Source organism: Streptomyces sp. NPDC045021 (assembly GCF_056432645.1).
Genome location: NZ_JBWKIQ010000005.1, coordinates 490,139 through 513,073 on the forward strand (window position 1 = coordinate 490,139; position 22,935 = coordinate 513,073).

The 22,935-nt window shown below is 70.1% G+C and carries 18 protein-coding genes; 8 read left to right on the forward strand and 10 right to left on the reverse strand.

What is annotated here, in order from left to right:
- Positions 1-32: 32 nt before the first annotated feature.
- The 3 genes from AC07DC_RS19080 to metH form a co-directional block, all read right to left on the reverse strand.
- Complete coding sequence (locus tag AC07DC_RS19080) at positions 33-1,592, reverse strand: ABC transporter substrate-binding protein (RefSeq protein ID WP_478915569.1); 1,560 nt, start codon at positions 1,590-1,592, stop codon at positions 33-35.
- Positions 1,593-1,965: 373 nt separating this feature from the next.
- Positions 1,966-2,667 (reverse strand): HAD family hydrolase, encoded by a 702-nt coding sequence (locus AC07DC_RS19085; RefSeq protein WP_478915570.1) that lies wholly within the window; start codon positions 2,665-2,667, stop codon positions 1,966-1,968.
- 121 nt (positions 2,668-2,788) lie between these two features.
- Positions 2,789-6,298 (reverse strand): methionine synthase, encoded by a 3,510-nt coding sequence (metH, locus tag AC07DC_RS19090; protein ID WP_478915571.1) that lies wholly within the window; start codon positions 6,296-6,298, stop codon positions 2,789-2,791.
- Positions 6,299-6,464: 166 nt separating this feature from the next.
- On the opposite strand from metH, the gene AC07DC_RS19095 reads away from it, so the two are divergent.
- The 4 genes from AC07DC_RS19095 (at position 6,465) to AC07DC_RS19110 (ending at position 11,323) form a co-directional block, all read left to right on the forward strand.
- Complete coding sequence (locus tag AC07DC_RS19095; protein ID WP_478915572.1) at positions 6,465-7,232, forward strand: IclR family transcriptional regulator; 768 nt, start codon at positions 6,465-6,467, stop codon at positions 7,230-7,232.
- 144 nt (positions 7,233-7,376) lie between these two features.
- On the forward strand, positions 7,377-8,138 hold the full coding sequence (locus AC07DC_RS19100; RefSeq protein WP_478915573.1) for an MIP/aquaporin family protein: 762 nt from the start codon (positions 7,377-7,379) through the stop codon (positions 8,136-8,138).
- A gap of 42 nt (positions 8,139-8,180) precedes the next feature.
- Positions 8,181-9,707: a glycerol kinase GlpK gene (glpK, locus tag AC07DC_RS19105; RefSeq protein WP_478915574.1), complete on the forward strand. Its 1,527-nt coding sequence runs from the start codon at positions 8,181-8,183 to the stop codon at positions 9,705-9,707.
- A 5-nt stretch (positions 9,708-9,712) separates the two neighbouring features.
- A complete protein-coding gene (locus tag AC07DC_RS19110) occupies positions 9,713-11,323 on the forward strand; it encodes a glycerol-3-phosphate dehydrogenase/oxidase (protein WP_478915575.1) in 1,611 nt (536 codons plus the stop codon).
- 93 nt (positions 11,324-11,416) lie between these two features.
- Here the strand turns inward: AC07DC_RS19110 and AC07DC_RS19115 are convergent, their stop codons facing one another.
- A complete protein-coding gene (locus AC07DC_RS19115) occupies positions 11,417-11,992 on the reverse strand; it encodes a TIGR03086 family metal-binding protein (protein WP_478915576.1) in 576 nt (191 codons plus the stop codon).
- 74 nt (positions 11,993-12,066) lie between these two features.
- Here AC07DC_RS19115 and AC07DC_RS19120 point away from each other — a divergent pair, with 74 nt between their 5' ends.
- Together AC07DC_RS19120 and AC07DC_RS19125 are read left to right on the forward strand one after the other, a co-directional pair.
- The gene (locus AC07DC_RS19120) at positions 12,067-12,870 is read left to right on the forward strand and encodes an AraC family transcriptional regulator (RefSeq protein ID WP_478915577.1); all 804 of its coding nucleotides are present in this window, start codon (positions 12,067-12,069) and stop codon (positions 12,868-12,870) included.
- Between the two features lie 120 nt (positions 12,871-12,990).
- On the forward strand, positions 12,991-13,662 hold the full coding sequence (locus AC07DC_RS19125) for a FadR/GntR family transcriptional regulator (protein ID WP_478915578.1): 672 nt from the start codon (positions 12,991-12,993) through the stop codon (positions 13,660-13,662).
- A 30-nt stretch (positions 13,663-13,692) separates the two neighbouring features.
- Here AC07DC_RS19125 and AC07DC_RS19130 read toward each other — a convergent pair whose 3' ends face one another.
- The 6 genes from AC07DC_RS19130 to AC07DC_RS19155 are packed head-to-tail and all read right to left on the reverse strand — an operon-like array spanning position 13,693 to position 20,534.
- Positions 13,693-14,655 carry an aldo/keto reductase gene (locus tag AC07DC_RS19130; protein ID WP_478915579.1) on the reverse strand — a complete coding sequence of 321 codons (963 nt, stop codon included), beginning with the start codon at positions 14,653-14,655 and terminating at the stop codon, positions 13,693-13,695.
- Between the two features lie 54 nt (positions 14,656-14,709).
- Entirely contained in the window at positions 14,710-15,750 is a 1,041-nt protein-coding gene (locus tag AC07DC_RS19135) for an ABC transporter permease (protein WP_478915581.1), read from the reverse strand.
- The gene (locus AC07DC_RS19140) at positions 15,743-17,341 is read right to left on the reverse strand and encodes a sugar ABC transporter ATP-binding protein (RefSeq protein ID WP_478915583.1); all 1,599 of its coding nucleotides are present in this window, start codon (positions 17,339-17,341) and stop codon (positions 15,743-15,745) included. Before AC07DC_RS19140 ends, AC07DC_RS19135 begins: the two co-directional genes overlap by 8 nt.
- 2 nt (positions 17,342-17,343) lie before the next feature.
- On the reverse strand, positions 17,344-18,396 hold the full coding sequence (locus AC07DC_RS19145) for a sugar ABC transporter substrate-binding protein (RefSeq protein ID WP_478915584.1): 1,053 nt from the start codon (positions 18,394-18,396) through the stop codon (positions 17,344-17,346).
- 42 nt (positions 18,397-18,438) lie between these two features.
- On the reverse strand, positions 18,439-19,221 hold the full coding sequence (locus tag AC07DC_RS19150) for an SDR family NAD(P)-dependent oxidoreductase (protein WP_478915585.1): 783 nt from the start codon (positions 19,219-19,221) through the stop codon (positions 18,439-18,441).
- Positions 19,218-20,534, reverse strand: coding sequence for an L-fuconate dehydratase (locus tag AC07DC_RS19155; protein ID WP_478915586.1), 1,317 nt, complete (start codon positions 20,532-20,534; stop codon positions 19,218-19,220). Before AC07DC_RS19155 ends, AC07DC_RS19150 begins: the two co-directional genes overlap by 4 nt.
- A gap of 154 nt (positions 20,535-20,688) precedes the next feature.
- Between AC07DC_RS19155 and AC07DC_RS19160 the strand changes: the two genes are divergently transcribed.
- Both AC07DC_RS19160 and AC07DC_RS19165 read left to right on the forward strand, forming a co-directional pair.
- Entirely contained in the window at positions 20,689-21,666 is a 978-nt protein-coding gene (locus AC07DC_RS19160; protein WP_478915587.1) for a glycoside hydrolase family 18 protein, read from the forward strand.
- 171 nt (positions 21,667-21,837) lie between these two features.
- Positions 21,838-22,785 (forward strand): PAC2 family protein, encoded by a 948-nt coding sequence (locus AC07DC_RS19165; RefSeq protein WP_478915588.1) that lies wholly within the window; start codon positions 21,838-21,840, stop codon positions 22,783-22,785.
- The last annotated feature ends 150 nt before the right edge of the window (positions 22,786-22,935 follow it).

Genomic DNA, 22,935 nt, shown 5'->3' on the forward strand with positions numbered 1-22,935 from the left:
GGCCCCCCCCCCCCCCGGGGCCCGGCCGGCCGTCACTTGCCCGTCGAGAGTTCGTAGAAGCGGAACATCGTCGGGTCCAGCGCCTTGTCCACGCCGGTCACACCGTCACGCACGACAGCGGTCTGCTTGCCCTGCCAGACCGGGATGATCGGGGCGTCCTCGGCGACGATCTTCTGGATCTCGGCGAAGGCCTCGTTGCGCACCTTGGGGTCGTCGGAGCCCTGCTCCTTGACCAGCAGCTGCTGGATCTGCGGGTTGTCGTAACCCGTGCCCAGGAACGGCGACTTGCTGAGGAACGGCGACACGTCGTTGTCGGCGTCCGGCAGGTCAGGGAACCAGCCGATCATGTACGAGGCGTAGCTGCCCGCCTTCTCGTCCTTCTGGTACTGCTGCCACTCGGTCGAGCTCAACTTGACGTTGAACAGGCCGGAGGCGTCCAGCTGACGCTTGATGGCGGTGGCCTCGTCGGCAGCCGCGGCACCGTAGTGGCTCGGCGTCCAGGTGTACGACAGCGCCACCGGGGTGGTGATGCCGGCGGCCTGCAGGATCGCGGCGGCCTTCTCCTTCGACGGAGCGCCGTACTTGTCCTTGAACGCCTCGGTGTGACCGTCGATGCCGTTGCCGACCATCGAGTAGAGCGGGGCGACGGTGCCGTTGTAGGCGTCCTTCGCGATGCCCTCGCGGTCGATGACCTGCGCGACGGCCTGACGGACCGCCTTCTGGTCGGACGGCTTCACCTTCGCGTGGAAGACGAAGTAGCGCTTCTCGGTGCCCGTGCCCTCGACGACCTGCACGCCCTGGGTCTTCTTCAGGTCGGCGGTGTCGGTGGGCGACAGGGTGCGGAAGGCCGCGTTGACGGTGCCGTTCTTGACGGCCGCCTTCAGCCCGGACGCCTCGGCGAAGTACTGCAGGACGAACTGGTCGTTCTTCGGCTTCACCGGGCCGCTGTACTTCGCGTTGACCTTGAAGGAGGCCTGCTGCTTCGCGGTGTACTTGTCCAGGGTGTACGGGCCGGAGCCGATCACCTTGGTGCCCGCGAGGAGCTTGTCCGCCGGGAAGGTCTTCTCGTCGACGATCGCACCGGCGTCGGTGGCGAGGACCGACGGGAAGGTGGAGTCGGCGCTCTTCAGGTGGAAGATCACCTGGTCCGCACCCTTGGCCTCGGTCGACTCGAGGGTGCCGAAGAGGCTGGACGGCCCGTTCGGGTCCGCGATCTTCAGCATGCGGTCGAACGAGAACTTGACGCTGGCCGAGGTCAGCTTGTCACCGTTGGAGAACTGAAGGCCGGTCTGCAGGGTGCAGGCGTAGGTCTTCGGGTCGGTGAAAGCACACGACTTGGCGGCGTCCGGCTCAGGCTTGGTGCCGCCCGTCGGAAAGCGCATCACCTTCTGGTAAACGCTGTCGATGACCTCCCAGGAGCCGTAGTCGTACGCTCCTGCCGGGTCGAGTGACGACACGGAGTCGATGGTCCCGACGATCACGGCGCCCTTGCTGCCGGACGCCGAATTGTCCTTGTTGCCACCGCACGCGGTCACACCGACGGCCAGGAAGGCCACGGCAGCTGCGGCGACGACACGCTTAGTACGTGACATCTAGTGATTCCCCTTGCTCAAATGCCGGTCGTTCGATTCGGCATTGACCAGTCAGGACACTAGTGGGAACGCTCTACTGCGCCAGAACACGGAGAAGTTGAGGCAAAATCACATCCCGATAACGGCACTGCAAGTACCGATATGCGGACGATGGAACGATCCGCCCCTCTGTGTCGCAACCCGGACACAACGGCGCGTTTCTTGCCCTCAAATACGCAAACGGATCATGCGCGTCCGTACCTGTCGACCAACTGGGGGGTGACAAAAATCACGTGCCCAAAAATTGGTCCAGGTCGGAATTCAGCCATCACATTCGTAACGCGGAATGAGCAGCCGGGCGCCCAGAGTTTCCAAGCTATTCAGCGGCATACGCTCAGTGAACAGTCGCATTCAGAGAGCGCAGAAAGGGCACGCTCAGCTGCTCCAGGGAGCCCACCACGGTGCGGCCGGGAGCCGCCTCGATCGGGACGATCGAGGGCACCGCGACCACCTGGCAGCCGGCCGCCTCGGCGGAGGCCACACCGGTCGGCGTGTCCTCCACGACCACGCACCGGGCCGGCTCCGCGCCGAGCCGGGCGGCGGCGAGCAGATACGGGTCGGGGAACGGCTTGGTGCGGGCGATCTCGTCCCCGGCGAGGGTGAACGCGAAGTTCTCCGCGCCGAGCGAGCGCAGCACTGAGTCGATGATGTGCCGGTGCGAGGCGGAGACCAGTGCCGTGGGCACCTCGTGGGCCGCCAGCTCCGTCAGCAGCCGCCGGGCGCCGGGCATCAGCGGCACGCCCCGGGCGATCAGCTGGACGAAGCGCGCGTTGATCGCGGCGGACAGCTCCGGCAGTGTCACCTCGGTGCCAGTGACGGCGATCAGATGGCCCAGGCTGCGGGCCATGGGGCCGCCGACCACGATCCCGCGGTGCTCGGCGTCCAGGGCGTGGCCCAGGGTGGCGAAGACCTCCACCTCGGCGGCCCACCAGATGTCCTCGGTGTCGACCAGGGTGCCGTCCATGTCGAGGAGCACGGCCTGCAGCCCGCGGCCCTGGGCCGGACGGGTGTCGACGGCGGGGATGCTACTGGTCATGCGCACCACTCCTCAGCTGGGCCAGGGGGGCACAAAGGCCGGTCGCGGCACACTCCTGATCGGAGAGTCGCGACCGGCCTGTGCCGGACCGTCCAGTGTACTTCGGGCGGCTGACTAACGCTTAACGGGCGTTGAAGTACTTCGCCTCCGGGTGGTGAATGACGATCGCGTCGGTGGACTGCTCCGGGTGCAGCTGGAACTCCTCGGACAGCTTCACGCCGATCCGCTCCGGCTCCAGCAGCTCGGCGATCTTCGCCCGGTCCTCCAGGTCGGGGCAGGCCCCGTAGCCGAGCGAGAAGCGCGCGCCCCGGTACTTCAGGGCGAACATGTCCTCGACCTCGTTCGGGTCCTCGCCGGCGAAGCCCAGCTCGCTGCGGACCCGGGCGTGCCAGTACTCGGCCATGGCCTCGGCGAGCTGGACGGACAGTCCGTGCAGCTCCATGTACTCACGGTAGGCGTTGGCGGCGAACAGCTCGGCCGTCGCCTCCCCGATCCGGTTGCCGACCGTCACGACCTGCAGACCCACGACGTCGATCTCGCCGGAGTCCTCGGGGCGGAAGAAGTCCGCCAGGCAGAGCCGGCGCCCGCGGCGCTGGCGCGGGAAGGTGAAGCGGGTGCGCTCGCTGCCGTCGTCGTTGAGCAGGATCAGGTCGTCGCCCTTGGACACACACGGGTAGTAGCCGTAGACCACGGCCGCTTCCAGCAGGCCGTCGGTCTGCAGCCGATCCAGCAGGCCGCGCAGCCGGGGCCTGCCCTCGGTCTCCACCAGCTCCTCGTACGTCGCGCCGCCCGCGCGGGCCTCCTTCAGGCCCCACTGGCCCTTGAAGAGCGCGCCCTCGTCGACCCAGGACGCGTAGTCCTTGAGCGGGATGCCCTTGATGACGCGGCTGCCCCAGAACGGCGGCGTCGGGATCGGGTTGTCCACGGCCACGTCCGAGCGGATCTGCCCGAGGTTGATCTCGGGCTCCTCCTCCACGACACTGGCGCGCTTGGCCACCCGGCGCTGCTTGAGCTCGGGCAGGACGGCGCCGGGGACGCCGCGCTTGACGGCGATCAGCGCGTCCATGAGGCGCAGGCCCTCGAACGCGTCGCGGGCGTAGCGGACTTCGCCCTCGTAGATCTCGTGCAGGTCCTGCTCGACGTATGCGCGGGTCAGGGCTGCGCCGCCGAGGATGACGGGGTAGTCGGCGGCCATCTTGCGCTGGTTGAGCTCCTGGAGGTTCTCCTTCATGATCACGGTCGACTTCACCAGGAGTCCCGACATGCCGATCACGTCGGCCTTGTGCTCGGTCGCCGCGTCCAGGATCGCCGCCACCGGCTGCTTGATGCCGAGGTTCACGACGTTGTAGCCGTTGTTGGACAGGATGATGTCGACGAGGTTCTTGCCGATGTCATGGACGTCGCCGCGCACGGTGGCCAGCACGATCGTGCCCTTGCCCTCCGCGTCGGACTTCTCCATGTGCGGTTCGAGGTAGGCGACCGCGGTCTTCATGACCTCGGCGGACTGGAGCACGAACGGCAGCTGCATCTGGCCGGAGCCGAACAGCTCACCGACGACCTTCATGCCCTCCAGCAGCGTGTCGTTGACGATCGCCAGGGCCGGGCGGGTCTCGAGCGCCTCGTCCAGGTCCCGGTCCAGGCCGTTCTTCTCACCGTCGATGATCCGGCGCTGCAGCCGCTCGTCGAGCGGCAGGGCGGCGAGCTCCTCGGCCCGGCTGGCCTTGACGGACTTCATGTCGACGCCCTCGAAGAGTTCGAGGTACTTCTGCAGCGGGTCGTAACCCTCGCTGCGCCGGTCGTAGATCAGGTCCAGGGCCACATCACGCTGCTCCTCGGTGAGCCGCGCGATCGGGAGGATCTTGCTGGCGTGCACGATCGCGGAGTCGAGGCCGGCTTCCACGCACTCGTTGAGGAAGACCGAGTTCAGCACGACGCGGGCGGCCGGGTTGAGGCCGAAGGAGATGTTCGACAGGCCCAGCGTCGTCTGCACCAGCGGGTGGCGGCGCTTGAGCTCGCGGATCGCCGCGATGGTGGCCAGGCCGTCCTTGCGGGACTCCTCCTGGCCGGTGGCGATGGTGAAGGTCAGACAGTCGACGAGGATGTCCGATTCGAGGATGCCCCAGTTGGTGGTCAGGTCCTCGATCAGCCGCTCGGCGATGGCGACCTTGTGCTCCGGGGTGCGCGCCTGCCCCTCCTCGTCGATCGTCAGCGCGATCAGCGCGGCACCGTGCTCCGCCGCCAGCGCCGTGATCTGCGCGAAACGGGACTCGGGGCCGTCGCCGTCCTCGTAGTTGACGGAGTTGATGACGGCGCGCCCGCCGAGCTTCTCCAGTCCGGCGCGCAGCACCGGGACCTCGGTGGAGTCCAGCACGATGGGGAGGGTGGAGGCGGTCGCGAAGCGGCCGGCGACCTCGGCCATGTCCGCGGCGCCGTCGCGGCCGACGTAGTCCACGCACAGATCCAGCAGGTGCGCACCTTCGCGGATCTGGTCGCGGGCCATCTCGACGCAGTCGTCCCAACGGCCTTCGAGCATGGCCTCACGGAACTTCTTCGACCCGTTGGCGTTCGTCCGCTCGCCGATGGCGAGGTACGAGGTGTCCTGCCGGAACGGGACGGTCTGGTAGAGCGAGGCGGCGCCCGGCTCCGGGCGCGGGCTGCGCGGGGTCAGCTCCAGGCCGCGGACGCGCTCCACGACCTGCCGCAGGTGCTCGGGCGTGGTGCCACAGCAGCCGCCGACCAGCGACAGCCCGTACTCGCGCACGAAGGTCTCGTGCGCGTCAGCGAGCTCCTCCGGTGACAGCGGGTAGTGCGCACCGTCCTTGCCCAGCACCGGCAGGCCCGCGTTGGGCATGCAGGAGACCTGGGTGCGGGCGTGGCGCGCCAGGTAGCGCAGGTGCTCGCTCATCTCGGCGGGGCCGGTGGCGCAGTTCAGGCCGATCATGTCGATGCCGAGCGGCTCCAGCGCCGTCAGCGCCGCACCGATCTCGGAGCCCAGCAGCATCGTGCCCGTCGTCTCGACGGTCACGGAGCAGATGAGCGGCAGGCTGAGGCCGGCCGCCTTGAGGGCGCGGCGGGCACCGACGACCGAGGCCTTGGTCTGCAGCAGGTCCTGGGTGGTCTCCACCAGGATCGCGTCCGCGCCACCGGCGATCAGACCCGCCACGTTCTCCTCGTACGCGTCGCGCAGGGCGGCGTAGGGGGCGTGGCCGAGGGTGGGCAGCTTGGTGCCGGGGCCGACGGAGCCGAGCACCCAGCGCGGGCGGTCGGGCGTGGCGAAACCGTCCGCCACCTCTCGGGCGAGCCGGGCGCCGGCTTCGGCGAGCTCGAAGATGCGCTCGGGGATGTCGTACTCGCCGAGCGCCGCGAGGTTGGTGCCGAAGGTGTTGGTCTCGACGCAGTCGACACCGGCGGCGAAGTACTCCTCGTGGACCGACCGGACGATGTCCGGACGGGTGATGTTCAGGATCTCGTTGCAGCCTTCCAGGTCCTGGAAGTCCTCGAGCGAGGGGTCCTGGGCCTGGAGCATGGTGCCCATCGCGCCGTCGGCCACCACCACCCGGGTGGCGAATGCCTGACGCAGCGCGTCGGCTCGGGCTTGGCTGGCGAGGGTGGAGGACGACTGCGGGGCCATGGATGTACTCCCAGGAGTGCGACGGCTGTCGGCTTTACGTGCCTGGCCAGGGTAGCGGGCGCGGTGCGCCGGCCTCGAAAGAGTTCCGAGGGGTGGACGAAGGTGTCAGAATCTTCTCTGAGACTATGGAGTTCGACAATGTCGAACGGCTTGCGGAGGTTGGCGGATGCCCGGACCGATTCAGTCGCTGGCGAGGGCAGCCGCGATCCTACGGTTGCTGGCCGGTGGTGAGCGCCGGCTGGGCCTCTCCGACATCTCCTCCTCCCTGGGCCTGGCCAAGGGGACCGCGCACGGCATCCTGCGCACCCTCCAGCAGGAGGGCTTCGTCGAGCAGGACGCCGAGTCGGGCAAGTACCAGCTGGGCGCCGAGCTGCTGCGGCTGGGCAACAGTTACCTGGACGTGCACGAGCTGCGGGCCCGCGCGCTGGTGTGGACCGACGACCTGGCCAGGTCCAGCGGCGAGGCCGTCTACCTGGGCGTACTGCACCAGTCCGGCGTGCTGATCGTGCACCACGTCTTCCGCCCGGACGACAGCCGCCAGGTGCTGGAGGTGGGTGCCATGCAGCCGCTGCACAGCTCGGCGCTGGGCAAGGTGCTGGCCGCGTTCGACCCGGTCGCGCACAGCCAGGCGGCCGAGAACGAGCGGGCCGCGCTCACCGCGCGCACGGTCACCGACGCGGTCGGCTTCGAGGAGGTACTGGAGCTCGCCAGGACCCGGGGCTGGGCCGCGGACCTGGAGGAGACGTGGGAGGGCGTGGCCTCGGTCGCCGCGCCCATCCTGGACCGGCGACGGATGCCGGTCGGCGCGGTGGGGATCACCGGAGCCGTGGAACGGGTCTGCCAGGAGGACGGCGACATCCAGGCGCGGCTGGTGGCGGCGGTGCGGGACTGCGCCCGCGCCGTCTCGCGCGACCTGGGCGCAGGACGGTTCTAGGCCCCGGGTCACGATCCGGAGTCCTCGGCCCCAAGCTCTTGACGGGGAAGATATTGAAGAGAAAACTGCCGTTCGGCGGTCGACATTGTCGAACATCGGACGGGACCCGGTCCGCCTGAATGGACGTATGACAAGGGAGTCGCGGTGTCCAACAGCCATATCTTCTTCGGCGAGACCATCGGTACCGCCATCCTCATCCTGCTGGGCGGTGGCGTCTGCGCCGCCGTCACGCTCAAGAGCTCCAAGGCCCGCAACGCGGGCTGGCTCGCCATCACCTTCGGGTGGGGTTTCGCGGTACTCACCGCGGTCTACATCTCCTCGAGCCTCTCGGGGGCGCACCTCAACCCCGCCGTCACCGTCGGTATCGCCGTCAAGACGGGCGACTGGAACGATGTGCCGCTCTACATAGCCGGGCAGATGCTCGGCGCGATGATCGGCGCGGCGTTGGTCTGGGTGGCCTACTACGGACAGTTCCAGGCGCACATGGACGACAAGGAGCTGGCACCGCCGCTCGGACCCGACAGCGGTCCGGGCGGACCGGTCCTCGGCATCTTCTCCACCGGACCCGAGATCCGTAACACCGTGCAGAACCTCGCCACCGAGATCATCGGCACCGCCGTTCTCGTCCTGGCCGTTCTCACCCAGGGCCTGACGCCGGGCCTCGCACTCTCCGGAACCGGCGCCCTGATCACCGCTCTGGTGGTCGTCAGCATCGGTCTTTCACTCGGAGGGCCCACCGGCTACGCGATCAACCCGGCCCGGGACCTCGGCCCGCGTATCGTGCACAGCCTTCTGCCGCTGCGCAACAAGGGCGGCTCCGACTGGGGCTACGCCTGGATCCCCGTCGTCGGCCCGCTCGTCGGCGCCGTTCTGGCGGGCGGCCTCTACCGGCTGGCCTTCGCGTAACCCCTCCTGTCCGACCGACGCAGACCCCTTGAGGAGCACACCGTGACCGACGCACACACCGCAGGGCCGTTCATCGCCGCGATCGACCAGGGCACCACGTCCAGTCGCTGCATCGTCTTCGACCGGGACGGCCGCATCGTCTCCGTCGACCAGAAGGAGCACGAGCAGATCTTCCCGAAGCCGGGATGGGTCGAGCACGACGCCGCGGAGATCTGGACCAACGTCCAGGAAGTCGTGGCCAGCGCGATCGAGAAGGCGGGCATCACCTCCGCCGACGTCAAGGCCATCGGCATCACCAACCAGCGCGAGACCACGCTGCTGTGGGACAAGAACACCGGCGAGCCGGTCCACAACGCGCTCGTCTGGCAGGACACCCGTACCGACGCGCTCTGTCGCGAGTTGGGCCGCAACGTCGGCCAGGACCGCTTCCGCCGCGAGACCGGCCTGCCGCTGGCGAGCTACTTCGCCGGCCCGAAGGCCCGCTGGCTGCTGGACAACGTCGAGGGCCTGCGCGAGCGCGCCGACCGCGGCGAGATCCTCTTCGGCACCATGGACAGCTGGGTCATCTGGAACCTGACCGGCGGCCCGGACGGCGGTGTGCACGTCACCGACGTCACCAACGCCTCCCGCACGATGCTGATGAACCTGCACACCCTGGAATGGGACGAGAAGATCTGCGAGTCCATCGGCGTCCCGATGACGATGCTCCCGGAGATCCGCTCCTCCTCCGAGGTCTACGGCACCACCGCCGCCGGCGTGCTGGCCGGCGTGCCGGTCGCCTCCGCGCTCGGTGACCAGCAGGCCGCGCTCTTCGGCCAGACCTGCTTCGCCGAGGGCGAGGCCAAGTCGACGTACGGCACCGGCACCTTCCTGCTGATGAACACCGGCGAGAAGGCCGTCAACTCCTACAACGGGCTGCTCACCACCGTCGGTTACCGCATCGGCGACCAGAAGGCCGTCTACGCCCTCGAAGGCTCCATCGCCGTCACCGGTTCGCTGGTGCAGTGGATGCGCGACCAGATGGGCATCATCAAGAGCGCCGCCGAGATCGAGACCCTGGCGAGCTCCGTCGACGACAACGGTGGCGCGTACTTCGTACCGGCCTTCTCCGGTCTGTTCGCCCCGTACTGGCGCGACGACGCCCGCGGTGTGATCGCCGGCCTGACCCGTTACGTCACCAAGGCGCACCTGGCCCGCGCGGTGCTCGAGGCCACCGCCTGGCAGACCCGCGAGATCGTCGACGCGATGAGCAAGGACTCCGGCGTCGAGCTGGCCGCGGTCAAGGTCGACGGCGGTATGACCTCCAACAACCTGCTGATGCAGACGATCGCGGACTTCGTGGACGCCCCCGTCGTCCGTCCGATGGTCGCCGAGACCACCTGCCTGGGCGCCGCCTACGCGGCCGGTCTCGCCGTCGGCTTCTGGCCCGACACCGACGCACTGCGCGCCAACTGGCGCCGGGCCGCTGAATGGACCCCCCGGATGGACGCGGACAAGCGCGACCGCGAGTACAAGAACTGGCTCAAGGCCGTCGAGCGGACCATGGGCTGGATCGAAGAGGAGAACTGATCAGAATGTCTTCCACCCTGCAGAGCGTCCCCACTCTCGGGACGCACCCGACCGCCGGCACCGACCCCAGCCGATCAGAGACCCGGGAGCTGCTCAGCCACGCCACGTACGACCTACTGGTGATCGGCGGCGGCATCCTCGGCACCTCGGTCGCCTGGCACGCCGCGCAGTCCGGGCTGCGGGTCGCGATGGTGGACGCCGGCGACTTCGCCGGCGCCACCTCGTCGGCGTCCTCCAAGCTCGTCCACGGCGGGCTGCGCTACCTGCAGACCGGCTCGGTCAAGCTGGTCGCCGAGAACCACCACGAGCGGCGGGTGCTCGCCAAGGACGTGGCTCCGCACCTGGTCAACCCGCTCACGTTCTACCTGCCGGTCTACAAGGGCGGCCCGCACGGCGCCGCCAAGCTCGGTGCGGGTGTCTTCGCGTACTCGGCGCTGTCCGCGTTCGGTGACGGCGTGGGCCGGGTCATCTCCCCGGCGAAGGCCGTGGCGGACAACCCGGGCCTGCGCACGGAGAACCTCAAGGCCGTCGCGGTCTACCACGACCACCAGATGAACGACTCGCGGATGGCCGTCATGACGGTCCGCGCGGCCGTGGAGTCCGGTGCCGTGGTGCTGAACCACGCCGAGGTGACGGGGCTGCGCTTCACGCACGGCAAGGTCACCGGCGCGGAGCTGCGCGACAAGCTGGACGGGACCGAGTTCGGGGTCAGCGCGCGTCTGGTGCTCAACGCCACCGGGCCGTGGGTGGACCACCTGCGGTCGATGGAGGACAAGGGCTCCTCGCCCAGCATCCGGCTGTCCAAGGGCGCGCACGTGGTGATGAAGCGCAAGGTGCCGTGGAAGGCCGCCATGGCCACCCCGATCGACAAGTACCGCATCACCTTCGCCCTGCCGTGGGAGGACCAGTTGCTGCTGGGCACCACGGACGAGGAGTACACCGGCGACCCGGCGGACGTCCGGGCGACCGAGGCCGACATCCAGCAGATCCTGGACGAGGCCGCGTTCTCCGTGAAGGACGAGCACCTGGACCGGGACCTCATCACGTACGCCTTCGCGGGTCTGCGGGTGCTGCCGGGCGGGCCCGGCGGCGTCGAGTCCGCCAAGCGCGAGACGGTCGTCTCCGAGGGTCGCGGCGGGATGCTCTCGGTGGCGGGCGGCAAGTGGACCACGTACCGGCACATCGGCCGCACGGTGATGAACAAGCTCGCGAAACTGCCCGGCGGGCCGCTCGGCGAGGACATGGAGCCGCAGAAGCTGCTCCCCCGGCGGATGCCGCTGCCGGGTCTCGCCAACCCGAACGCGGTCGCCCACCGGTTGCTGGTGGACCGTGAACCGGGCATGCGGATGGACCCGCTGACCGCGCGTCACCTCGCGAGCCACTACGGTTCGCTCTCCTTCGACATCGCCCGGCTCGTCAACGAGGACCCGACGCTCGGCGAGCGGATCCACGAGGACGGCCCGGAGATCTGGGCGCAGGTCGTGTACGCCCGCGACCACGAGTGGGCGCAGACCGCCGACGACGTGCTGCGCCGCCGCACCACGCTGACGGTGCGCGGTCTGGACACCGAGGACGTCAGGACGCGGGTCGAGGACATGCTGACCCGCAGGGCCTGAGCCGTCCGGCAGTACGCGACAGCGGAACGGCCGGGTGGGCGGGGGATTCCCCGCCCACCCGGCCGTTCGCGCGTTGCGACCACTCCCTGCGGATCACGCGCTCCAGCGCGGGTCGCGGCCGGAGAGCGCGAGCGCGCGCTCGAAATCGGTCGCCGGGCCGGTGATCTCGACGGGGTCGGTGAAGCCCTTGTACTGGCGGTACATCTCGGCCTGCTGCTCGACGGCGGCGAGCACCACCGCGCCGGTCTCCTCGTCGGTGCGGAACTCCTGGCCGACGGTCTTCGCGACGTCCCAGCCGTGCAGGACCAGCTCCAGCAGCAGCATCGCGGCGATGTCGGCGGCGGGCGTCTCGGCCCCGCCCATGTCGATGCCGCCCTCCCACGCCTCGGGCCTGTCCCAGGCCGCGAGCGCGCGGTCGAGCTGGGCCGCGTACGCCTCGGCCCACTGCGGGTCCGCGGTGAAGTCGTGCTCGGTGAGCTCCTCGGGGAGGGTCGTGCGCAGCGCGCGGTGCTCCAGGCCGTGGGAGGTGTAGAGCACCCAGTGGTTGATCAGGGTGCGGGCGTCGAACTCCAGGCACGGGGTCGGCGCGGTGAGCTGTTCCGGCGTGATGGTGCGGGCGATACGGGCGGCTTCTGCGGCACTGCGGGCCAGCTGCGGATGAATGTTCATGGATCTCACGCTAGATCCGCGGCCGGGGCGCGTATTGAACAAACGCGACAGCTCACAGCCCCTAGGCTGGTTCGATGACGACCCCCGAGATGGGGCGGGGAGTGCTCCGTCCCGCCGTCGCGGCGACCAAGTTCGAGCTGCTGCGGGAAGAGCCGGCCGAGGCGGTGGCTCCGTACGTGGAGTTCTACTGGATCGTGCGCTGGGACCTGCGCGGCCGGCCACCGCACGAGCAGAAGGTCCTCTCGCACCCCAATGTGCATCTGGTCTTCGAGGAGCCCGCGACCGCGGTCTACGGGGTGCAGCGCGGGGTGTTCACCCGGGTGCTGCGGGACCGCGGCCAGGTGCTGGGGATCAAGTTCCGGCCCGGCGGCTTCCGCCCGCTGCTGGGCTCGCCGGTCGCGGAGCTCGCCGACCGGTCGGTGCCCGCCGCGGAGCTGTTCGGGCCCGCCGTCACCACGGCGGAGCGGACGATCCTGGGGGCGTCCGACGTATCCACCATGACCGCCACCGCCGAATCGTTCCTTCTGAGCCTGCTCCCCGGCCCGGACGCGGCCCCTGATCCGGTCACGGTGGAGGTCGCCGCCATGGTGGAGCGGATCACCGCCTCCCCCTCCATGTTCCGCGTCGACCAGGTCGCCGAGGACCTCGGAGTCTCCGTCCGCAGGCTCCAGCGGCTCTTCGCCGAGCATGTCGGGGCCAGCCCCAAGTGGGTCCTGCGCCGGGCCCGCCTGCACGAGGCCGCCGCCCGCGCCGACCAGGGCGTCGGCATCGACTGGGCCGCCCTCGCCGCCGATCTCGGCTACAGCGACCAGGCCCATCTCACCCGGGACTTCACCGCCACGGTGGGCGCCTCTCCGGCCCGCTACGCGGGCGCGTAGGCCGCGGCAGGACACCGAGTGCGCAGGGAGTCCGCGCACTGGCCCGTCCGGGGGCATAATGGCCGCATACATCGGAGGTCTGGCGGCGGGTAGCGGGACCAGGACAGGGGGAGGTCGCTGATGGCGGTCACCGACGAGGCGATCGAGAAGATCAAGGAAATGATCGTCTCAGGGGCGCTGCGGCCCGGCGACCGGCTGCCGAAGGAGAGCGAGCTCGCGGCGGAACTGGGGTTGTCGCGCAATTCGCTGCGCGAGGCGGTGCGGGCGCTGTCGCTGATCCGGATCCTGGACGTGCGGCAGGGCGACGGCACCTACGTGACGAGCCTGGATCCGCAGCTGCTGCTGGAGGCGATGAGCTTCGTGGTGGACTTCCACCGCGACGACACCGTGCTGGAGTTCCTGGCCGTCCGGCGGATCCTGGAGCCGGCCGCGACCGCGATGGCGGCGCTGCGCATCCCCGGGACGGAACTCGACGTGCTCCAGGGAAAGCTGGACGCGCTCGGCCCCGAGCCCTCCGTCGAGGAACTGGTCGCCTCCGACCTGGAGTTCCACCGCGGCATCGTGCAGGCGTCGGGGAACTCGGTGCTCTGCTCGCTGCTCGACGGGCTGTCCGGGCCGACCACCCGGGCCCGCGTCTGGCGCGGGCTCACCCAGCAGGACGCGGTGAGCCGCACCCTGCACGAGCACCAGGCGATCCTGTCCGCGCTGCGCGACCGCGACGCGGAGGCCGCCCGCTCCTGGGCGACGGTGCACATCGCGAGCGTCGAGCAGTGGCTGCGCTCGACGCTGTAGGGCTTGCTCCCAGGCCATTACCGCGGGTCGTCACCGCGTGGGCAGCGGAAGGTCCTCGTCGAGCAGTCCCCGCTCGACGAGCGCCTCCCACATCAGGACCGGGATGTCGTACGAGAAGAGCGCGGCGTTGTCCCTGACCTCCTCGGGGGTGGCCGCACCGACGACGGCGGAGACCACCGACGGGTGTGCGAAGGGGAAGCGCAGCGCGGCGGCCCGCAGCGGCACGCCGAACTCCTCGCAGACGGCGGCGATGTCGAGGGCGCGGCGGACCAGCTCGGGCGGCGCCGCCGCGTAGTTGTAGGGGGCGCCGGGCTTCGGATCGGCGAGCAGCCCGGAGTTGTAGACGCCGCCGACCACGACGGTGGTGGAGCGCTTCGCGCACACCGGCAGCAGGTCGTCGTAGGCGGAGCGCTCCAGCAGTGTCCAGCGGCCCGCAATCAGCACCACGTCGGCGTCGAGGTCGGCGACCAGCCGGGCGAGCAGGCCGCTGTCGTTCATGCCGAAGCCGATGGCGCCCACGATTCCCTCGTCGCGCAGCGCGGCGAGCGCCGGGAAGCCGGTCGCGTAGACCTCCTCCAGGTGCTCCTCGACGTCGTGCAGATAGACGATGTCGATGCTGTCCGTGCCGAGCCGCTCCAAGGAGGCCTCCAGCGTGGCCCGGATCCCGTCGGCGGTGAAGTCCCACTCACGGGCGCGCGCGGGGGTGTCGACGAAGCCCTGGCCGTCGATCCGCTCCCCCGGCGCCAGCGGGCGCAGCCGGCGGCCGACCTTCGTGGAGAGGATGTACGAGGAGCGGTCCCGTCCGGCGAGCGCCCGGCCGAGCCGTTCCTCCGACAGGCCGAGACCGTAGTGCGGAGCGGTGTCGAGGTAGCTGCAGCCGAGGTCGAGGGCGGCCGCGGTCACGGCGGCCGCCGTCTCCTCCGGCATGGCCCGGTACAGATTGCCCAGCGGCGCGCAGCCGAGGCCCAGGCGCGGCAGTTCCGGTACGGTCATGGCCGTTCGTCCCTTCGGGCGGTGCTTGGCACGGTCCTTCTCCCAGTGTCCCGCTCAGTCCTGCTTCTCGCCGCTGGCGAAGCGGGAGATGATCAGTGCCACGATGATGATCGCGCCGTTGAGGAACTGGTTCCACAGCGGAGGCACCCCGCCCAGCGTCATCACGTTGACGACCAACTGCAGCGTCAGCACCCCGGTCAGCGCCCCGAAGAGCGTGCCCCGCCCGCCGTTGAGGCTGACGCCTCCGATGACGGTCGCGGCGAACACCTGGAAGATCCAGCCGTTGCCCTGGCTGGCGGAGACCGAGCCGTAATGGCCGGTGTACAGGATCCCGGCGAACGCGGCGAGCAGCCCGCCGAGCCCGAGCACGATCCAGGTGATGCGGTCCACGCGGATACCGGCGGCGCGCGCCGCTTCGGTGTTGCCGCCGATGGCGTAGAGCGCGCGGCCGTGCCGCAGATAGCCCAGCGCGAGGCCGCCGACCGCGAAGAGCACCAGGCAGATCCAGATGGCCGCGGGCGCGCCGAACCAGGAGGCCTTGCCGAGGTAGGCGAAGGACTCCGGCACGTTGACGATCGACTTGCCCTCGGCGACCCCGATCTGGAGGCCGCGCAGCATGGTGAGCATCCCGAGCGTGGCGATGAATCCGTTGACGCGCAGCTTGAGGATGAGGAAGCCGTTGATGCCGCCGATCACCACGCCGACCGCCAGGCAGACCGGGATCGCGGTCCAGGACGGTAGCACGCCCAGACCGTGGAAGGTGGCGGGGCCCGACGAGGGCAGCACCAGCCACATGGCGATGACCGGGGCCACGCCGATGGTGGATTCCAGCGACAGGTCCATCCGCCCGCTGATGAGGATGAGCGCCTCGGCCAGCACCAGCAGGCTCAGTTCGGTGGACTGCTGGGCGACGCCGATCAGGTTGTCCGAGGTCAGGAAGGCCGGCGAGACGATGAAGCCGATCACGCACAGCACCAGGAGGACCGGGATCAGCGACAGGTCCCGGTAGCGGGCCAGTTGGAAGCTCAGACCTCCCGTCCGGCGCGTCTTGGTGGTGCCGACCGGCTCCACGGTCAGCTGGGTGGTGTCACTCATCTTCGTCGTCTCCCTTACGGCCGCCCGGGGTCACGGGCAGTCCTTCCATCGCGGAGACCACGTCCCTGTCGGTCCATCCGCTGTCGAACTCGGCGATCACCTGCCCGTGGAACAGGGCCAGGACGCGGTCACAGACCCGCAGGTCGTCCAGCTCGTCGGAGACGATGACCGCGGCGTTCCCGCTGTCCGCCACCTCCCGCACCACGCCGAGCAGGGCGTCCTTGGACTTGACGTCGACACCCGCGGTCGGCCTGATCGCCACCAGCACCCGCGGTTTGCGGGCCAGCGCCCGCGCGATGACGACCTTCTGCTGGTTGCCGCCGGACAGGTCCGAGACCGGCTGGCCGGGGCCCGAGGTCTTGATGTCCAGCGAGTCGATCATCGACTGGGCGAACTCCCGGGTGCGGGAGGGCAGTACGGTGCCGTACGGGCCGAGCTGGTCGGTGACAGTGAGCGTCGCGTTCTCCGCGACGCTGCGGCCCAGCACCAGGCCCTGCCGGTGCCGGTCCTCCGGTACGTAGCCGATCCCGGCGCCGAGCGCGTGCGGCACGCTCCCGGGCCGTACGGTCCGGCCCGCGACGACCGTGCGGCCGGCGGTGGGCTTGCGCAGCCCCACCAGGGTCTCCCCCAGCGCCGTGTTGCCGCTGGCGGTCGCGCCGGCCAGGCCGAGCACCTCTCCGGGGCGCACCGCGAAGTCGATGGCCCGGTAGGCGCCGTCGAGCGCGAGACCCTCGGCGCGCAGCACGGGTTCGGTGTCCCGCTCCACCGCGGCGCCCGCCTGCCAGGCCGTGGCGGTGCGGACCGCGTCGCCGGTCATCGCCCGCACCAGGTCGGCCTTGCTCAGCTCCGCCACGGGGGCGGTGAGCACATGCCGGGCGTCACGGTAGACGGTGACGGTGGTGCACAGGTCGTACACCTCCTGGAGGTGGTGGGAGATGAACAGGAAGGCGACGCCCTGCCGTTGCAGCTCGCGCAGCCGGGTGAAGAGCCGCTCGATGCCGGCCGCGTCGAGCTGGGCGGTCGGCTCGTCCAGGATGATGAAGCGGGCGCCGAAGGAGAGGGCTCGCGCGATCTCCACGAACTGCCGCTGCTCTACGGTCAGATCCTTGGCGCGCGCCGCCGGATCGACCTCGACGCCGTATTCGGCGAGCAGGTCGCGGGCCCGCTCGCGCAGCTTGGTCCAGCGGATGCGGCCCTCGCCGAACCGGGTGGATCCGGGGCTGTACCGGTTGAGGAAGAGGTTCTCCGCGACGGTCAGGTCCGGGACGACCATGGACTTCTGGTAGACGCAGGCGACCTTCGACTGCCAGGCAGGGGTGTCCCCGAACGCGGGCGCCGCCTCGCCCTGGAAGGCGACGGAGCCCGCGTCCGGGGCGTGCAGCCCGGTCAGTACGGAGACGAGGGTGGACTTGCCGGCGCCGTTGCGGCCGACGAGCGCGTGGGACTCGCCGGCCTGCACGGTCAGCCGCACCCGGTCGAGCGCGACGGTCGGGCCGAAGCGCTTGACGACCCCCTCGGCGTGCACGGCCGGCGCCGGGGCGCCGGCCGCCGGTTCCTGGCCGGGTGCTTCCTTGGCTGGTGCCTGGGACATGGTCAGCTCTTTCCGAGCTGGTTGGCCCACAGGGCGGCGTCGTCCACGTTGCTCTTGGTGACGAGCGGGGCGGGCAGCTGGTCCTCGAGACCGTTCGGGATCTTGATGATGGTGGAGCCGTGGTCGGTCGGACCGGGCTGGAACGTCTTTCCGTCCAGTGCGGCCTTCGCGTAGAACAGCGCGTACTTGGCGTAGAGGTCGGCGGGCTGCGAGACCGTCGCGTCGATCTTGCCCTCGCGGATCGCCTTCAGCTCCTCGGGGATCCCGTCGTTGGAGATGATGGTGATGTGGCCCGCGGTGCCCGGCGGCTTGAGCAGGTGCTTCTGCTCCAGCAGGGCGAGGGTGGGCTGCAGGAAGACGCCGCCGGCCTGCATGTAGATGCCGTTGATGTCCGGGTCGGAGGCGAGGGTGGCCTGGAGCTTGGAGGAGGCGACATCGCCCTTCCAGTCGGTGGCCAGCTCGATGACCTTGACGTTCGGGAACTTCTCCTTCATGCAGGCCGCGAACGCCTCGGAGCGGTCCCGCCCGTTGATGGAGTCGAGCGCGCCCTGGAACTCGACGACCTTGCCCTTGCCGGCGAGTTGCCGGCCGAGGTATTCGCACGCCTTCTGCCCGTACGCCTTGTTGTCGGCGCGCACCACCATGTAGACGTCGCCCTTGTCGGGGCGGGTGTCGACGCTGATGACCGGGATCTTCTTGCTCGCCAGGCGTTCCAGGGTGGAGGCGATGGCGCCGGTGTCCTGCGGGGCCATCACCACCGCCTTGGCGCCCTGGTCGGTGAAGGTCTGGGTGTTCGCGACGAGCTTGGTGATGTCGTTCTGCGAGTTGCTGCGCGGCAGCGCGGAGACGACCCCGTCCTTGACGCCCTTCTCGATGTACTGCTGGTACGAGTTCCAGAAATCGCTGTCCGCCCGCGGCAGGTCGATTCCGACCTTGCCGGAGGTACCCGCCTTGTCGTCGCTGCCGCGATTGCAGCCGGCGACGGCGGTGACGGCGAGGAGTGCCGCGCACGCCGCGACCATGGTGCTCGTGAGGGAACGCTGCCGCAGTCTCATCGTCGAGTCCTGCCCTTCTTGGTGTGTAGCGGCTCGGAATGCTCAGGGGGTGGGGCGGAGTCTCAGTCCTTGCATGCCGCCGTCGACGGCCAGAGCCGTCCCGGTGACACTCGCGGCGGCGGGGCTCGCCAGGTAGGCGATGGCCGCCGCGACCTCGTCGGCGGAGACGAGGCGGCCCAGCGGTTGCCGGGCGCTCAGTGCGGCGCGCTCGGCGGCCGGGTCGTCGGCCCGGTCGAGCAGTCGGCCGACCCAGGGGGTGTCGGCGGTGCCGGGATTCACGCAGTTGACGCGTACGCCCTCGCGGACGTGGTCGGCGGCCATCGCCAGGGTCAGCGAGAGCACCGCGCCCTTGCTGGCGCTGTACAGGGCGCGTTGCGGAAGTCCCGCGGTCGCCGCGATGGAGCAGGTGTTGGTGATGGAGACGCAGCCGGGGCGGTCCGCGGCGGCGGCCCGCAGGTGCGGAAGCGCGGCCCGCGTGGTGCGCACCATCCCGAGGACGTTGACGTCCAGGACGCGGTGCCATTCGTCGTCGTCGTTCTCCTCGACGGTGCCGATCGCGCCGATCCCGGCGTTGTTGACGAGGATGTGCAGGCCGCCGAGGCGTTCGACGGCCTCGGCGACCGCGGCGCTCACCGCGGGGCCGTCGCCGAGGTCCGCCGTGACGGCCACGGTGCCGGGGGGCGCGCCCGCCGGGTCGCGGTCCAGGACGGCGACCCGCGCGCCGCGCGCGCTGAGCAGCGCGGCGGTGGCGGCTCCGATGCCGGAGGCGCCGCCGGTCACGAGGGCGGCGAGTCCCTTGAAGTCATAGTCCGGGGTGCCGTTCATACGGTTCCCTCCTGCCGGGTCTGCCAGACCGGACCGTCCGGATAGCAGTGGTCGGCGATGGAACGGGGTTTCATCCGGGCGGAGAAACCGGGACGGGCGGGGGCGCGGTAGCGGCCGTGGTCGATGACGACGGGGTCCTCGAAGTGCTCGTGGAGGTGGTCCACGTACTCGATGACCCGGTCGTCCCAGCTCCCGGAGACGGCGACGTAGTCGAACATCGCCAGGTGCTGGACCAGTTCGCAGAGGCCGACGCCGCCCGCGTGCGGGCAGACCGGGACTCCGAACTTGGCGGCGAGCAGCAGGATCGCGATGTTCTCGTTGACCCCGGCGACGCGGGCCGCGTCGATCTGGACGAAGTCCACGGCGCCGGCCTGGAGCAGCTGCTTGAACATGACGCGGTTGGCGGCGTGTTCACCGGTGGCGACCTTGACGGGCTGCCCGGCCCGCACCGCGGCGTGCGCGAGGATGTCGTCGGGGCTGGTGGGCTCCTCGATCCAGTACGGGTCGTAGGTGGCGAGGGCCTTCATCCACTCCACCGCGGCGGACACGTCCCAGCGCTGGTTGGCGTCGACGGCGATCCTGATGTCCGGGCCGACGGCCTCGCGGGCGATGCGCATCCGCCGCAGGTCGTCGTCGAGGTCGGCGCCGACCTTGAGCTTGATCTGGTGGAAGCCGTCGGCGACCGCTTCCTTGGACAGCCGGGCGAGCTTCTCGTCGGAGTAACCGAGCCAGCCCGGTGAGGTGGTGTAGGCGGGGTAGCCGCGCTCGCGCAGCTGCGCGGCCCGCCCGGCCCGGCCGGGTTCGGCGGCGCGCAGGATCTCCAGCGCCTCCTCGCGGGTGAGCGCGTCGGTCAGATAGCGGAAGTCGACCATGTCCACGATCTGTTCCGGGCTCATCGAGGCGAGGAACTCCCAGACCGGCTGCCCGGCCTGCTTGGCCGCCAGGTCCCAGGCGGCGTTGATGACGGCGCCGGCCGCCATATGCATGACGCCCTTCTCCGGGCCCAGCCAGCGCAGCTGCGAGTCATGGGTCAGTTCTCGGTGCAGGCCACCAAGATCGCCGGTGATACTGTCCACGCCGCGTCCCAGTACGTAGGGTCGCAGTGAGCGGATCGCGGCGGCGGTGACGTCGTTGCCGCGGCCGATCGTGAAGCAGAAGCCGTGCCCCTCCAGGCCGTCGGGGTCATCGGTGCGCAGAACTACGTAGGCGGCGGAGTAGTCGGGGTCGGGGTTCATGGCGTCCGAGCCGTCGAGCTGCTCCGAGGTCGGGAAGCGTATGTCGTAGACGTCGACCTCGGTAGTGGTCGGACTCATGTACACCCCCGTCGTTAGACATCGGATCTTTTTTCGAACAACCGATGTATAGCGCCGAAAACCTCGCGAAGTCCAGGGGGTAGAGCCAACTTTGTGGAAGACAGATCGGATGTCTCGCGAGAGACTCCTGAAATGGCTGCGGCGTGGGGCACTCGTGACCGCTCTTGTGGTCCTTGTGCCTGTTGTGGCGGTGGCCATCGCGTTGCGGCTCGAATACGCCGGGGATCCCGGCCCGGCGGGCCGCACCCGGGGGCATGACGCGGTCTGGCTCGGGCACGCCTGGGTCGACGGCCGCCACAGCGCGGCCGACCTCGAGGCCCTGCGCGCCCGGGTCCAGGGCACCGGGATCCGGGACCTGTATGTGCACACCGGACCGCTGGAACAGAACGGCAGTCTCGATCCGAAGCTCTACCCGGCCTCCGGCCGGCTGCTCAGCGAGGTCCACCGGGTCCTGCCGGGCGTCCGGGTGCAGGCCTGGCTCGGCAACGTCATCGCGCACCATGGCGGGGACGACGGGCTGCACCTGGACGACGAGGCCACCCGCGCCCGCATCCAGGGCAGCGCCCAGCAGGTGCTGGCCGCCGGATTCGACGGCGTCCACCTCGATCTGGAGCCCAACTACTCCGGCGACAAGGACTTCCTGGACATCCTGGACCGGCTGCGCACCACGACCTCGGCGCACGGCGCCGCGCTCTCCGTCGCCACCCACCAGATCGATCCACTGCCGGGGCTGCACACCGTCGGCCTCTCCCTGTTCGACCATCCCAAGTGGTGGTCGCAGGCGTACTTCGGCGAGGTCGCCCGCCGCGTCGACCAGGTCGCGGTGATGGCGTACGACTCGGCGATGCCGCTGGAAAGCCTGTTCGGTGGTTACCTCGCCCAGCAGACCGCCCTCGCCCTGGAAGTCACCCCGGCCGGCACCGACCTCATCATGGGGCTGCCCGGCTACCACACCAGCACCAGCGGGCACCATCCGTCGGCCGAGACCGTCAAGGCCGCCGTGCGCGGCGCCAAGCTGGGTCTGGCCAGGCACGGAAAGGACCGCGAGACCTTCGGCATGGCGCTCTACGTGGACTTCGCCGCGACCCCCGGCGACTGGGCCCAGTACCGGTCCGGATGGGGCGAACGCTGAGCGCCGCGCGAGCGGATCGTGACCGGACGCGTACGTCCGATGACCGTGGGGATCATCCTGGTACGAGGGCTGCGGAGAGGGCCTCCGCAAGCCGTAGGCTGGTGCCGCACTGACACGAACAGCAGCCGGCAGGGGACGGCCTCGCCCCCTCCGGCCGGAAGGAGGCGCTGGGTGATCGAGCTCGAGGGAGTACCCGAGCTGATCGACCCGGTCATGGTGGCCGCGTTCGAGGGCTGGAACGACGCCGGCGACGCAGCCTCCACCGCGGTCGGCCACATGGACCGGGAATTCAAGGGGGAAGTCTTCGCGGCGCTGGACGCCGAGGATTACTACGACTTCCAGGTCAACCGGCCGACCGTCTGGCTGGACGCCGGGGTACGCAAGATCACCTGGCCGACCACCCGGCTGTCGGTGGTCCGCGTCCAGAACCCCCGGCCCCGTGACCTGGTCCTGGTCCGCGGCATAGAGCCGAGCATGCGCTGGCGCTCGTTCTGCAACGAGATCCTGGGCTTCGCCCATGAACTCGGCGTGGAGATGGTCGTCGTGCTGGGCGCGCTGCTGGGCGACACCCCGCACACCCGCCCGGTCCCGGTCACCGGAGTGACCTCCGACGCCGACCTGGCCGTCGCCCTGAACCTGGAGGAGTCCCGCTACGAGGGTCCGACCGGCATCGTCGGCATCCTGCAGGAGGCGTGCACGCACGCCGGCATTCCGGCGGTCAGCCTGTGGGCCGCCGTCCCGCACTACGTGTCGCAGCCGCCGAACCCCAAGGCGACGCTCGCCCTCCTCAACCGCCTGGAGGACCTGCTCGACGTGCGGATCCCGCTCGGCGAACTGCCGGAGGACGCGCGCGCCTGGCAGGTCGGGGTGGACCAGCTCGCGGCCGAGGACAGCGAAGTCGCCGAGTACGTACAGACGTTGGAGGAGGCCCGCGACACCGTCGAACTACCGGAGGCGTCGGGCGAGGCCATCGCCAAGGAGTTCGAACGGTATCTGCGGCGCCGTGACCCCGACACCGGCGAGGCACATCCCTACCTCAGGGACACCTCCTCGGGTCCGCACCCCGCGCGGGGCACCGCCAAGGAAGAGCCCGAACCGGACGACTCCGACGACGAGTAGCCCGGTACAGGTGACGAACGACCGTCGGGGGGGGGGGGGGGGGGGGCCCCCCCCCCCCGGGGGCGGGGGGGAAGAAAAGCGCGGCAAGGGCCGGGGGGAGGTTCGGCGGGGCCCGCGCCCGGGGGGCCGCGCCAGGGTAACCGGGGGTGG